The 13,955-nt window shown below is 60.3% G+C and carries 12 protein-coding genes; 8 read left to right on the plus strand and 4 right to left on the minus strand.

Annotated elements, in window-relative coordinates:
- Positions 1-41 precede the first annotated feature (41 nt).
- The 4 genes from IMCC21224_RS06495 to IMCC21224_RS06510 all read left to right on the plus strand — a co-directional run bounded on the left by IMCC21224_RS06495 (position 42) and on the right by IMCC21224_RS06510 (position 5,386).
- Positions 42-341 (plus strand): hypothetical protein, encoded by a 300-nt coding sequence (locus tag IMCC21224_RS06495; protein WP_047994658.1) that lies wholly within the window; start codon positions 42-44, stop codon positions 339-341.
- 78 nt (positions 342-419) lie between these two features.
- On the plus strand, positions 420-2,393 hold the full coding sequence (dnaG, locus tag IMCC21224_RS06500; protein WP_047994659.1) for a DNA primase: 1,974 nt from the start codon (positions 420-422) through the stop codon (positions 2,391-2,393).
- Positions 2,394-2,515: 122 nt separating this feature from the next.
- Positions 2,516-4,501, plus strand: coding sequence for an RNA polymerase sigma factor RpoD (rpoD, locus tag IMCC21224_RS06505; RefSeq protein WP_047994660.1), 1,986 nt, complete (start codon positions 2,516-2,518; stop codon positions 4,499-4,501).
- 627 nt (positions 4,502-5,128) lie between these two features.
- Complete coding sequence (locus IMCC21224_RS06510) at positions 5,129-5,386, plus strand: hypothetical protein (protein WP_047994661.1); 258 nt, start codon at positions 5,129-5,131, stop codon at positions 5,384-5,386.
- Between the two features lie 33 nt (positions 5,387-5,419).
- On the opposite strand, the gene yghX is transcribed toward IMCC21224_RS06510, so the two are convergent.
- Complete coding sequence (yghX, locus tag IMCC21224_RS06515; protein ID WP_047996924.1) at positions 5,420-6,316, minus strand: YghX family hydrolase; 897 nt, start codon at positions 6,314-6,316, stop codon at positions 5,420-5,422.
- Between the two features lie 92 nt (positions 6,317-6,408).
- Between yghX and IMCC21224_RS06520 the strand changes: the two genes are divergently transcribed.
- From IMCC21224_RS06520 to ribD, 3 genes are all read left to right on the plus strand, one after another.
- Positions 6,409-6,822 (plus strand): secondary thiamine-phosphate synthase enzyme YjbQ, encoded by a 414-nt coding sequence (locus tag IMCC21224_RS06520; RefSeq protein WP_047996925.1) that lies wholly within the window; start codon positions 6,409-6,411, stop codon positions 6,820-6,822.
- A gap of 165 nt (positions 6,823-6,987) precedes the next feature.
- Entirely contained in the window at positions 6,988-7,455 is a 468-nt protein-coding gene (gene nrdR, locus IMCC21224_RS06525) for a transcriptional regulator NrdR (RefSeq protein WP_047994662.1), read from the plus strand.
- A 32-nt stretch (positions 7,456-7,487) separates the two neighbouring features.
- Positions 7,488-8,564, plus strand: coding sequence for a bifunctional diaminohydroxyphosphoribosylaminopyrimidine deaminase/5-amino-6-(5-phosphoribosylamino)uracil reductase RibD (gene ribD, locus IMCC21224_RS06530; protein ID WP_047996926.1), 1,077 nt, complete (start codon positions 7,488-7,490; stop codon positions 8,562-8,564).
- Between the two features lie 94 nt (positions 8,565-8,658).
- Here ribD and IMCC21224_RS06535 read toward each other — a convergent pair whose 3' ends face one another.
- The 3 genes from IMCC21224_RS06535 to IMCC21224_RS06545 all read right to left on the minus strand — a co-directional run bounded on the left by IMCC21224_RS06535 (position 8,659) and on the right by IMCC21224_RS06545 (position 13,233).
- Complete coding sequence (locus tag IMCC21224_RS06535) at positions 8,659-10,599, minus strand: capsular polysaccharide biosynthesis protein (protein ID WP_082135300.1); 1,941 nt, start codon at positions 10,597-10,599, stop codon at positions 8,659-8,661.
- A gap of 98 nt (positions 10,600-10,697) precedes the next feature.
- Positions 10,698-11,843 (minus strand): polysaccharide biosynthesis/export family protein, encoded by a 1,146-nt coding sequence (locus IMCC21224_RS06540; protein WP_047994664.1) that lies wholly within the window; start codon positions 11,841-11,843, stop codon positions 10,698-10,700.
- 97 nt (positions 11,844-11,940) lie between these two features.
- Positions 11,941-13,233, minus strand: coding sequence for a capsule biosynthesis protein (locus IMCC21224_RS06545; protein WP_047994665.1), 1,293 nt, complete (start codon positions 13,231-13,233; stop codon positions 11,941-11,943).
- Positions 13,234-13,344: 111 nt separating this feature from the next.
- Between IMCC21224_RS06545 and IMCC21224_RS06550 the strand changes: the two genes are divergently transcribed.
- Positions 13,345-13,932, plus strand: a complete 588-nt coding sequence (locus IMCC21224_RS06550) for a riboflavin synthase (RefSeq protein ID WP_047994666.1) — start codon at positions 13,345-13,347, stop codon at positions 13,930-13,932.
- The last annotated feature ends 23 nt before the right edge of the window (positions 13,933-13,955 follow it).

Consider the following 13,955-nt stretch of genomic DNA (forward strand, 5'->3'; position numbering starts at 1 on the left):
GTACTGGGGCAGACACGCGACATGACCGAGGTTTGCCCAAAATGAAGATCACGACTTGTACCGCTCTGTTGTGCGCACTGACGACCGCACCTGCCTTTGCTCAGGACAAGGCTGCGATGTGTGGCGATCAGGCCGAGATGGTGATGCAGGTCGTTGCGGCCCGTCAGAGCGGAGTTGCCGCCGTCAAAGCCGAACAATTGGTCGTGGACGCGCTGGACGCTGATACAAGTGCCTATGCTGGGGTTGTGCCGGCTGTGGTGGCCTGGGTCTACACCCTGCCAGAGGATCAATTGGGGGATGCGGTCGGCGAAAGTTGGTCTGCGGCCTGCCTCGCGCAATAGTATTGTCAGGTTCGGTGACGTTGCGCCCCGGCTTTTGCCCTCTCGACTCTGGCCCCGCCGGGCCTGATAATCGCCCTCATGAGTCTGCCCCCCGGTTTCCTTGACGAATTGCGCACCCGCATCAGCCTTTCGGCTGTGGTCGGGCGCAAGGTGATGTGGGACAGTCGCAAGTCCAATCAGGGCAAGGGCGACATGTGGGCGCCGTGCCCGTTCCATCAGGAAAAAAGCGCGTCCTTCCACGTAGATGACCGCAAGGGCTATTATTATTGCTTTGGCTGTCACGCCAAGGGCGACGCCATCTCGTTTGTGCGAGAGACCGAGAATGTCGATTTCATGGAAGCAATCCGTATTCTGGCGGGCGAAGCCGGGATGCCGATGCCCGAACGCGACCCGCAGGCGCAGGTCAAGGCGGATCGGAGGACACAACTGGCCGAGGTGATGGAACAGGCGCTGGCCTATTACCGGCTGCAATTGCGTACTGGCGCAGCGGCGGCTGCGCGCGCTTATCTTGACCGGCGTGGGCTCAGGGTGGAAACGCAGGACCGCTTTGGCATCGGATTTGCGCCCGATGGCTGGCAGGGTCTGTGGGACGCGCTGCGCAACAAAGGCGTGGCAGAAGATCTGATCATGGATGCGGGGTTGGCCAAGTCATCGTCCAAGGGCGGCAAGCCCTATGATGTCTTTCGCAATCGCATCATGTTCCCGATCCGCGACGGGCGCGACCGCTGCATCGCCTTTGGCGGACGCGCGATGGACCCGAACGATAATGCCAAATACCTGAACTCGCCCGAGACGCTGCTATTCGACAAGGGCCGCAATCTTTACAATCACGCCCCCGCGCGTGAGGCGGCGGGCAAGGGCCAGCCGCTGATCGTGGCCGAAGGCTATATGGATGTGATTGCGTTGGTCGAGGGCGGCTTTGGCGCCGTCGTGGCGCCGTTGGGCACGGCGGTAACCGAGACTCAGTTGCAACTGCTCTGGCGGATCTCGGATGAACCGATTGTGGCGCTGGATGGCGACACTGCCGGGTTACGCGCGGCGCATCGGGTCATTGATCTGGCGCTGCCGCTGCTTGAGGCGGGAAAGTCGCTGCGTTTTGCCCTGATGCCACAGGGCAAGGACCCCGACGACCTGATTCGTGCCGAAGGGGCCAGCGCGGTGAAAAAGGTGCTCGATGGGGCGCTGCCGATGGTGCAGCTGTTGTGGCGCCGCGAAACTGAGGGGCGGGTCTTCGATAGCCCCGAGCGCAAGGCCGCATTGGATAAATCGCTGCGCGAAAAGATCAAGCTGATCCAGGATCCCAGTCTGCGCGGTCATTACGGCGAAGAGATCAAGCAACTGCGCTGGGCGCTGTTTCGGCAGCGGCCCGGCTCTGCCACGCGCCGACCCGGCCAGCGGCGGACTTGGGGCAAGGATGTGCCGCAGCCGCCAACCGCCAGCACCAAGGCGTCGCTGCTGGTGTCAGGCGGTGCCAATGGCCAAGACCAATTGCGCGAAGCGGTGATCTTGGCGGCGCTTTTGTCCGCACCCGAACTTATCGAAGCGTTCGAGACACAGATCGCGGCGATGACCTGCGCCAATCCAATCCATTCGCGTCTGCGCGAGGCGCTGCTGCGTGGCGCAGGGAACACAGAAACGGAAATCCGTCAGCTGGTTGCGGCGCATGTCGGGCATGAAGCCCTTGATAATCTGCTCTCGGCACGCCACGTGGCCATTACGCCCTGCTTGCGCTCTCCGGGGAATATGGTGCTGGCGCGCAAAACGGTGACCGAGGAATTCGCCAAGCTCGAAGCGCATCGCGGTCAGGCGGTCGAGATTGCCGAGGCGGGTGAGGACCTGCAAGCCGATCTGGCAGACGAGAGCCTGACATACCGGCTGGGGCGCGCCGCCGAGGCGCCGTTCGCAGCCGGGCGGGCACAGGACGAGGATAGTGCCGACTACGTAACGGCCGAGAATGGGGTGCAAATGGACTCGGAAGAGTTACAGCGCAGCAGGGCGATTTTTGATTCGATCGATGTCACACGAGGTGGCAAACCACGGAAATCTTCCTAATTCGGGTACGATTAGGTAAACAAATCAGGGTAAACGGGTGTGCGAATCATCAGACCGCGCTATTGAGTCGGATCAAACGAATCGAATCACCGCAGGTCGCGCGTCCCCGACAGGAGAGCCATATGGCAGCCAAAGATAACGAAGACGCAAAAGCCGAAGTTCAGGATGACGAGGTTTCCCTCGACATGAGCCAGGCAGCGGTCAAAAAGATGATCGCCGATGCGCGCGAACGCGGCTACATCACGTATGATCAGCTGAACGAAGTGCTGCCGCCGGATCAGGTCTCATCGGACCAGATCGAGGACGTGATGTCGATGCTGTCCGAAATGGGCATCCAGGTCACTGAAGACGAGGAAGGCGAGGAGGAGGACAAAGGCTCCACCGATCTGGTCGACGCCTCGTCGAACAAGGAAGTGGCGCTGTCCTCCGGCACCAGCGAAAAGCTGGACCGCACCGATGATCCGGTGCGGATGTATCTGCGTGAGATGGGGTCGGTCGAACTGCTCAGCCGCGAGGGCGAGATCGCCATCGCCAAGCGGATCGAAGCCGGGCGAAACACAATGATCGCCGGGCTTTGCGAGAGCCCGCTTACCTTTCAGGCGATCACGATCTGGCGCGACGAATTGCTGTCCGAGGACATTTTGCTGCGTGACGTCATCGACCTTGAGACGACATTCGGCAACCAGTTGGGCGAAGAGGGCGAAATTGACGAGCCGGTCGTGCAACCCGGCGCGGTCGAAACCCCCAAAGCCGAAGGCGGCAGCGGCGAAAGTGAGTTGGACGCCGACGGCAATCCGATCAGCGACGACGACGACGATGACGACGATGAACAGGCCAACATGTCGCTGGCCGCGATGGAGGCTGCGCTTAAGCCGCGGGTTCTTGAAACGCTTGACCAGATCGCGCGCGACTACGAAGAACTTGCTGAAATGCAGGATAGCCGAATCTCGGCCACACTGAACGAGGACAAATCATTCAGTGCCGCCGACGAAGGTCGTTATCAGAAACTACGCTCTGAGATTGTGCTGCTGGTGAATGAATTGCACCTGCATAACAACCGGATCGAGGCACTGATCGACCAGCTTTATGGCATCAACAAACGCATCATGTCGATCGACAGCGCGATGGTGAAGCTGGCGGATCAGGCTCGCATCAACCGTCGCGAATTTGTCGATGAGTATCGGGGCCGCGAGCTGGACCCGAATTGGATGGAGCGGATGGCCGAGAAGGCCGGGCGCGGCTGGCAGATGTTCATCGAGCGATCAAGCGAGAAGGTCGAGGAACTTCGCGCCGAAATGGCCCAGGTTGGCCAGTATGTTGGCTTGGATATCAGTGAGTTCCGCCGCATTGTTCAACAAGTGCAGAAAGGCGAGAAAGAGGCTCGTCAGGCCAAAAAAGAGATGGTCGAGGCAAACCTGCGTCTTGTTATCTCAATCGCCAAAAAATACACGAACCGCGGCCTGCAATTCCTTGATCTTATTCAAGAAGGTAACATCGGCTTGATGAAGGCCGTGGACAAGTTCGAATATCGTCGCGGCTACAAGTTTTCGACCTACGCCACATGGTGGATTCGTCAGGCGATCACCCGGTCGATCGCCGATCAGGCCCGCACCATTCGTATCCCGGTTCACATGATCGAGACGATCAACAAGCTGGTGCGCACCGGTCGCCAGATGCTGCACGAGATTGGTCGTGAGCCGACGCCCGAAGAACTGGCCGAAAAGCTCCAGATGCCGTTGGAAAAGGTTCGCAAGGTGATGAAGATCGCCAAAGAGCCGATTTCTCTTGAGACCCCGATCGGGGACGAGGAAGATAGCCAGCTTGGCGATTTCATCGAGGACAAGAATGCGGTCCTGCCACTTGAAAGCGCGATTCAGGAGAACCTGAAGGAAACCACGACACGGGTGCTGTCGTCGTTGACGCCGCGCGAAGAGCGGGTCCTGCGGATGCGGTTCGGCATTGGCATGAACACGGATCACACTCTCGAAGAGGTCGGTCAGCAGTTCAGCGTGACCCGCGAACGTATCCGTCAGATCGAAGCAAAGGCGTTGCGCAAGCTCAAGCATCCGTCGCGGTCGCGCAAGTTGCGGTCTTTCCTGGACCAGTAGCCCGATTGATCGCTGATCAGCCGGAATCCTGATTGAAACGGCAAGTTCCAGTGTGGAGCCTGCCGTTTTTTTTTGGCTAGGGTAGGTGCGGTAAATCGACGGACTGAGAGTGGCAGGTGTTGACGCACAAGATTTCTGTGCGACCACCAATTGTGCAAATCTGCGCAATTTGCCCGCTGATCGACGTTGAAAAGCGGAAATTGGTAGATATTGAATGAAAATCGGCGCGCTTCATTTTGGGCCTGCGCTCTGCGGGTTATGAACGTACCCAAGTGCTTTGGGTGCGGGTAAAATTTACGGAACATTTGTCAGGGGCGACGGGCCGCAGGCAATTAGAACAAACAGGTAAGGGTGCGCTAGCCATGACCTTTCGTGTTTATCAATGCATAGATTGCGGCCACAAAATGCGCTGGAGCGGCGGACATTGTGGCTCTTGTTATTCGACCAAGCCGATGTGGCAGCAGGCCAAAGTTGCATATCTGGGTCTGTTTTGCCTGTGTCTGGGAATGATCGTGATTGTTGCCCTGATCGTCTGGCGATTCACCTAAACTTCTTACGTCGGGTTCCGATCGGGAACCTTTGTCGGATCAGGGACGTTCGTCTTGTAACAAGCAAAGGAGCGTCCCCATGACAAGAGCTACTGTAAAGCTGACCCTCTGCGCCACGGCGCTAAGCTGTGCGGCGGCGGCTGCATGGGCCGCGACTGAGGCGCTCGGGAACGATGGTCCAACTGTGATCGAGATCGAAGTTGCAGCAAATGAGCTGGCAGAATGCAGGGCGACACTTTCACAAGTCGCACAAATGCCAGCGGTTTACGACAATGGATCGCCCATATTGTTTAACTTTTCCGACGATCTTCCGACAGTGGATTGCGTCGTGCGCTAGAGCCGCACGACGCACAGTTCAGGTGACAGACAGTTAGGTAAGATGCTCATTAAAGAACGCGATTGTCCGGTCCCAAGCAATCCCGGCCTGCTCCTCATCGTAGCGCGGCGTTGAATCGTTGTGGAACCCGTGGTTCACGCCGGGGTAAATATGGGCCGTGTACGTTTTATCATTGGCTTTGAGTGCGGCCTCGTAATCCGGCCAGCCCGCGTTCACGCGCTCGTCCAGTTCGGCGTACTGGATCAGCAGGGGTGCCTGAATGCGGGGCACATCCCCGTCGGCTGCCTGACGTCCGTAGAACGGCACTGAGGCGCCAAGCTCCGGATAGGCCACGGCCAAGGCGTTGCAGACTCCGCCGCCATAACAAAAGCCGACGCAGCCGACTTTGCCCGTGGTATCATCGCTGGCCGCCATGAATTCGTAGGCGGCAAAGAAATCATTCATCAGCTTTTCGCCATCGACTGTCTGCTGCAATTCGCGCCCCTCTGTGTCGTTACCGGGATACCCGCCAACCGAGGTGAGCCCGTCAGGAGCAAGCGCGATAAAGCCTGCCTTGGCGACACGGCGGGCCACATCCTCGATGTACGGGTTCAGCCCGCGGTTCTCGTGGATGACCACCACGGCGGGCAGGGGACCCGACGCGTTAGCGGGTTTAACCAGATAGCCGCGTACCTCGCCATGTCCGTTTGGCGACGGGTAGGTGATGTATTCCGGCGTAATGTCAGGATCGTTGAACGAAACCTGTTCCGCCAGGGCATAATTAGGAGACATCATGCCAAGGATGGTGGTGGCGGTCAGCCCGGCGACGGCAAACTTGCCCGCGCGATCCAGGAATTCACGTTTGGTGATATGACCATGGGCGTAGAAATCGTACAGTTCCAGCAACGCGGGGTCAAAATCCTTGGCCGTCAGGCGGGGCTGTGGTGTCATCTCATTCATTGTGGCCTCCATGTGGTGGGTTGCCGCATCCCGGTGACGCGGGCCGACCGCAGCGTAGCACGGAGATGCAAGTTGGAAAGCCGATGATAGAACAGACGACGTTCACAATTTCGACGGCTGGACCGGGGCTTTATGAATTCACGCGTGAGGTGGCGAATTGGGTGCGCGGGTCCGGGCTGCTGACCTTGTTCATCCGCCACACCTCGGCCAGTCTGCTGATTCAGGAGAACGCCGACCCGGAGGTGCGCCGCGACTTGCAGGCATATTTTCATCGGTTGGTTCCGCCGACGAACGATCCGCGCATGTCCTACCTGGCCCACACCTATGAAGGGCCGGACGATATGCCGGGCCATATCAAGGCGGCGTTGCTGCCGGTGTCGCTGTCGATTCCGGTGACTGACGGGGCTATGGCGCTGGGCACCTGGCAGGGGATCTATGTGTTTGAACATCGCGCGACCCCGCACCGGCGTCAGGTCGCTGCACATCTGAGCAGTTGACAGCGCATTATTTCCGGTCTGGGTCTGCGTTTTCCACCATGATCTAGCGTCGACATTTTCATGCTACCCAAATTCTGGCGGAGCCCCTATAGTGGCTGTGGATAAGTGGGGGACAACCCCATTGCCAGAGGCAGAGACGACAGAAAAGAAAAAGGGGGACGGCCCATGCGCTGCCCGTTTTGCGGAAATATGGACACACAGGTCAAGGATTCCCGCCCGGCCGAGGATCATGTTTCGATCCGTCGGCGGCGATTTTGTCCGGCTTGTAGCGGGCGGTTCACGACATACGAACGGGTGCAGTTGCGCGATTTGGTGGTGATCAAGACCAACGGGCGACGCGAAGATTTCGACCGCGACAAGCTTGAGCGCTCGATCCGTATCGCGCTGCAAAAACGTCCGATCGAACCCGATCGGATGGACCAGATGATCAGCGGCATCGTGCGACGTCTCGAGTCGATGGGCGAGACCGATATTCCCTCCAAACAGATCGGCGAGATCGTGATGGAGGCGTTGGCGCGGATCGACACCGTGGCCTATGTGCGGTTTGCGTCCGTCTACAAGAATTTTCAGGCTGCGGACGATTTTGACAAATTTGTCAGCGAATTGCGACCCGAAGCTCCACCAGAAAAGTGAGCCGAGAAATGCTGGTGGACGATGCCCGCCATATGGCTCATGCGCTGGGCTTGGGCCGACGGGGCATGGGGCAATGCTGGCCAAATCCCGCCGTCGGCTGCGTGATCGTCCAAGGCGGCAGGATCGTCGGGCGCGGCTGGACGCAACCCGGCGGTCGCCCTCATGCCGAAACTGTGGCGCTCGCGCAGGCTCAGCGTGCAGCGCACGGCGCAACGGCATATGTCACACTGGAACCCTGCGCGCATCAGGGTCAGACTCCGCCCTGCGCTACGGCACTGATCCAGGCTGGTGTCGGCCGTGTGGTGGCGCCGCTGGAGGATAACGACCCGCGCGTCTCCGGCAAAGGGTTTGCCATGCTACGGGCCGCCGGGATCGAGGTTACCTGCGGGATTCTTGCCAAAGAGGCCGCGCGCGATCATGCAGGTTTCTTCCTGCGGACCGGGGCAGGGCGGCCCTTTGTGACACTGAAACTCGCCAGCAGCTTTGACGGGCGGATTGCCACCGCGACGGGCGAAAGTCGCTGGATCACCGGACCCGCAGCGCGGGCGTTGGTCCACGGCGAACGGGCGCGCCATGATGCGGTGATGGTTGGGGCAGGAACTGCACGAATGGACGATCCCGCGCTGACGGTGCGCGGTTTTGGCGAAATGCGACAGCCGGTGCGCGTGGTTGTCTCGCGGTTGATCGACCTGCCATTGATGGGGCAGCTGGCACGTACTGCGCGCGACATACCGGTTTGGATCTGCCACGGCCCCGATGCGCCCTCTGAACTCCGCAAAGCGTGGGAAGGGTTGGGAGCGACGCTGATCCCCTGCTCAAAAAACGGCAGACAGGTCAACGCAGCATCTGTGCTTCAGGCGCTCGGAAATCGCGGTCTGACGCGAGTGTTTTGCGAAGGGGGCGGTACCTTGGCCGCAACATTGCTGTCGGCGGATCTGGTTGACGCGCTGGTCGGCTTTACCGCCGGACTGGCAATTGGTGCAGAAGGCCAGCCAAGTCTGGGCGCGATGGGCCTGGATCGCCTAACCGCCGCGCCGCGCTTTGATCTGACGGAAACTCGAGCAGTTGGGGCTGATGTGCTACATAGATGGCGTCGACGCACGAGCTGACAAACCGCTGCGAAAGGGCTTGGACACTCGAATAATCGCGCCGCCCCCGCTTCTTCTCTTAAAAAATACGCAAAATGCGGCATATCCAAATGCGCTAAGGTCGCCAAAAATGCGCCTGACTGGCCAGAAGGCCCTGCAACTTCGACAGGGATCGGTTTAACGGCCCCGAACGCGGCACCTGACCGTTGCGCAGACGCTGTGCCACCACTTCGGCCGCGCAGGGCAGACCGGTTACCGGATCGCGGTAGCGCGGATAGTCGATCAGCGCGGCATGCACCAATCCCTCAAGTGCGGGGCGCGCGGCACGTCGCGCCGGCACCGGCCCAAGGTCGCGGCTTAAACCCCAGCCAGCATAGAACGGGGCGCCCAGCGTCACGACGCGGCAGCCGCGCAACAGTGCCTCAAACCCGGTGAGCGAGGTCATGGTCCAGACCTCATCCACCACATTCAGCAACGCGCCCATATCCGCATCGTCGATGACGATATCGGCCCATAGTTCGGGCAGGGCAACCGTGCCAGGCCGTAGCCCGGCGACGACATCAGGATGCGGCTTGAATAGGATCTTGGCCGTCGGATTTGCCTCTCGCGTACGGCGCAACAGGTCGGTGTTGCACCGAAGGTCCGGGCTGCCACGCAGAATCGACGCGTCATCTTCGACCTGTCCGGGGACCAGAATGCGGTGGCCTGCGGGCAGGGGGGGAACATCGCCACCCAGATTGTATTTTGACACCCCGCCACGCACCAGCAACCGGATCAGGGCCAAAGCGCGGGCCAGTTGATCCGGACGCAGTTTGACGCTGGCACTGATCAGTGCCTCAATCCGCGAGGGCCGCGTCGGATCATAATATATGCCAAGATCGTCACTCACCAATGACAGCGGCGGCACTAATTCAGCACCGAGGCCGCGCGAACGCAAAAAACCGTCTTCGATTCGGGTGACATCCTCGGTTGGGGTGGCTTTGCCCGCCCACACCATGAGGCCACGTCCGGTCTGATAGGCTTTGACGCGGGCGGCCGCCGCGTCGTTTTCAAAGATCATCCGGGTGTCGCGCCCAAAAAACTGCTGGAATGGCCGCCGTTTCCAAAGCCGGATATCTCGCGCCACCCAGCCGAGGTGATCCTCGCGCCAGGCGCGGGCGCGGGCGTCGAGATGCGCCAACACATCCTCGATCTCACAACGCCGATCAAAATGCGGGTCGTACCATATCGGATAAAGGATCATCGCCCCGGCAAAGAGCTGCGCCCGCGTCAGCTTGCGTTCGCGGCGCGGCACCGGGCGGTCATCGTCGGTCCACCCCCATCCGGCATAGAACGGTTGACCAAAGACGCGGGGGCGATGGCCGGCCAGGATTGCTTCGAACCCCAGTTGCGACGACACGGTGTAGACGCCCACCGCCCCCTCAAGCAGCGTCCAGGGCGACACTGGCGTGTCGAGCAGCGTGACGCGGGTATTGGTATCGGCGTCGGTAAAATGCCCGGCGCGATGGCCATCGCGGGTCTCGGGGTGGGTTTTGATCACCACACGTGCGCCGGGATGTTCCTCTTGGGCATAGACCAGCATCTCGATAAACCGGGCGCGGTCGGCGTTGCTTGCTGTGACCGATGCATCACCACGGGTCTGGTCGATCACCAGCACATAGCCGGGTTCGGGCACGGGCAGGGTTGGATCAACCGCAGCGTATTTGGTCAGATGGGCCGCCTGCATCCAGGCGATGGCCGCCCGGGCGCGGTCCAGAAGCGCGCTGTCGTCCAGTGGGTGTGTAGCCAGAAGATGCTCAAGATCCGATGGGGTGCGCCCGTCGAAATGCACACCACGACGATCCAGCATCAGCCCGACGGGTGGTTCACCCGCGCGACCCGGATGGAGCGAGCGTAGAAAGGCATCCTCGATCCGCAACAGGGGTGTTTTGTGGCGTGCAGCGATCGCTTCGCCCCGGTGGGCTGTCGGCGACTCGCCCCAGACGCCGATCATATCGTCGTCGCGCGGCAGTCCCAGCGCCACGCGATACCCGGCCAGCGCCAATATGCGCCGCAACCGTGGTTGTGTCAGAAAACCGCCGTTGTAAACGCACAGGCGCCGGAGGGTTTCCCCCCCGTCATCCCGGTGCTCGGGCCCGTTTCCGGGCACAGAAGTCAGCCCCCGCTCAGCGCAGTTGATGCGGTTGTGACTGTGCTGACTGCCGAAAGTGACCCGGTCAGCGCGGCAATCGTCTTGTCCCACTGGGTAAAGGGCGCTTCGGTCACATACAGTAGATCCTGATCACGCACGACAAAATCACGCGCCATGAACAGGCCATTGGGTTCGGTCAGGTCCAGAACATAGACCATCCGTTGTTCGCCGATCAGATCCGTGCGTCCCATCACTTGATTGGCGATCTCTGCCGGTTCGTTGCGGAAGATAAAGACGCCGGTGGGATCCGCAGAGGAAGTCAGCAGGCCACCAACCTGGGCGATGGCTTCGACTGCCGACAGGGTTTGGGTTTCAAACGGAACGCGGGCCTGAGTCCCGGTGGCACCCAGGGCGGTAAAGGCGCGGGTGTCTTCCTCAACCAGGATTTTGTCGCCGCCGCGCAGTGCGATGTCCATGCCGGGATGTTCGTAAAGGTCCTGGAACCAGATCTTGCCGCTCTCGCCGCCGCGCTGGACGGTGACCTGGGCAATCTCGGGGACGATGGTCACGCCGCCGGCCCGGGCCAGCATTGCCGACAGGGTGCGGGTGGGACGTTCAATCGCATAGACGCCCTGACCACCGACCGCACCCACCAGACTGACGGTGGAGCCGTCCCCGGCAAGGCGGCGCACCTGTACCTGCGGATCAGGTGTTTGATCTTCGAGCCGCTGGGTGATCACACGGCGGATCGCTTCGGGTGAATTGCCCGCAGCTTTGATCCGCCCGGCATAGGGTACAAAAATAAAGCCAGAGCCATCGACCTGCACCTCTTCGAGTGCGGTGGAATTGGTCGCATCCGCCGCCAGCAATCCGTCGTCGACGTTTTCCCAGATGGTCAGACCCAGCGTATCGCCGGGATTGATCACGTCGGAACCGACGACACCGGCGTTTTTGAATGCCTCGGAAAAGCCAAGCGCGGGTACAATCGCGGTGGCGCGGGTGACACGGTCGTTGACGGCTACGATAAACGCATCGCCTTCGCGCTGAACCGAGCCGGCAAAAATTTCACGTTTGTTGGGACCAACGCGTGGCAGGCCGCAAGATGCCAGAACTGACACCGCAGCCAGAAGGGCGACGGACCGCGCCCAACGGGAGGGAGTTCGTTTCACTGCTCGGTCTCCTCGACCTGTTATTATTCTGCCTCAGACTTTTTCTTTTACGCTAGGGGAATCTGTCAGCAAAATAAAGCCTTTGAATGGCCAGGTCTTAGTGCACCACGCGCAACTGTTGCCGAGGAGCCGCGGTCCCACGGCGCAGTGCGTCATAGGGATCATCGGGTGACAGCATCATGTCCACCACCTGACGCAGCAGTTGCCGTCGCCCGCGCGCAGAATAGAAGCCACCAGGAAGCTGTGATGTTTCAAGCAGATAGCGTCGGTAATCTTTGTAGGCGCGATTGTCCGGTCGCGATGCCGCGCTGAAAAATTCAGCCATGGGTTGATCTGACACAAATTCGGGTTTGGCATACACCGCGTCGCCGAACACCTTGAGCGGGATGCCACGCCACAAGACCTGCTGCGCAGCCGTCGAATTGACAGTGACAGCGGTGCGCGCATCGTTGAGCAGCTGCGCCAGCTTGCCTCCGCGCACGTAATGCACGCGATCCGCGACGCCATGGTGTGCGGCCAGGTCGCGGACCGCACGGCGCACATTCACGCGGCCATCTTCGAGCGGATGCGCCTTGAACACCAGATGGTGGTGGCCGGGGGCGCCACGGGCGAACCCCTCGATTACCAGCGCCAGAAAATCGGTCAGCGAGGCAAAGGGCGAATGCTTTTGGAACGAGCTGTCATGTTCGAGTTGCAGCAGAGCGAGATGGTAGGGAAACCCGCCCATCCGGATGCGCATCGTGGCGGCAATCCGGTCAAGCGCGGTCATCGGCATCAGCAACAGGCGTTTGACATACAACCGGAATTCCGTTGTGACCGGGATCGCGCGGTGGGGCCGGAAGTTGCGATATTTTCCATTCCGAAACATCACAAACCAATGATACAGCGCGCCGTAGAATATGTGCTGACGCATATCCCCCCAATGGGCCGGGGGCAGGGGGGCCTCCATTTCCGACAGCTTGAGCGCGTCTTGCATGTCGGTCACCGACATCTGCATCAGTCGGGAATGGCCGTTGCTGCCATCGCGTTCGTAGGTCACCCAATAGGGGCGCATATAGCCCTCTTCGAACACATGAACGGTCAGGCCGCGTGCCTTGGCGATGGCAACTGCCTGAGCGTGAACCGGGCGGGTGTCGCCATACAGCACGATGTCGGTGATGTGTTTCTGTTCCAGGATCTGGCGGAACCGGTCAGGCCAGCCATCTGCATCGCCAGTATAGGCCAGATAGCTGTCGCGGTGGAACCAGAATGCCCGATCACCAGCATTGAAGCCAACGCGCCAGACTTCTGCTCCGGTCTTGCGCAGCATCTTGCCGAGGCGATGAAAAAATGGGCCATGTGGTCCCTGAAGGAACAAAAAACAGCGTTTCTGGCCGGTTGCGTTGGTCATGTCGGGGCACTATCCACTCACTCAGAAAAGATGTGTAGCGCGCCTCTGCGACAAAATTAAGGCCGCGGGCAAAAAGTCATATTGTGTGGCAGGAAAAGGACGCAGGATCAGATGTTTACCGGGATCATCACCGATATTGGCGAAGTCCGCTCGCTTGAGCAGCGCGGCGATCTCAGGTCGCGGATCGCGACCGGTTACCAGACGGGCGGCATCGACATCGGCGCGTCGATTGCCTGCAATGGCGTATGTCTGACTGTGGTGGCGTTGGGCACCGACTGGTTTGATGTACAGATCAGTGCCGAGACAGTGAGCAAGACCAACCTTGGCGCCTGGTCGGTTGGCTATCGGCTGAATCTGGAACGCGCTCTCAAGGTCGGGGACGAGCTGGGCGGGCATATTGTGTCTGGCCATGTCGACGGTCAGGCCGAGGTGATTTCCGTGCGCGACGAAGGCGACAGCACCCGCGTCACCCTGCGCGCGCCGCGCGCTCTGGCGCGGTTTATCGCCCCCAAGGGGTCAGTGGCGCTGAACGGTACGTCGCTGACCGTCAACGAGGTCAATGATTGCGATTTTGGTATCAACTTTATCCCTCATACCAAGGTTGCGACAACCTGGGGGGATGTGCAGGAGGGCGATCTTGTGAACCTCGAAATTGATACACTGGCGCGCTATGTGGCGCGGCTGGCCGAGATGTCCTGACTCGCCGCGTCTGAGCCTTCTGC

The sequence above is a fragment of the Puniceibacterium sp. IMCC21224 genome, from assembly GCF_001038505.1.
Taxonomy (GTDB): Bacteria; Pseudomonadota; Alphaproteobacteria; order Rhodobacterales; family Rhodobacteraceae; genus Puniceibacterium.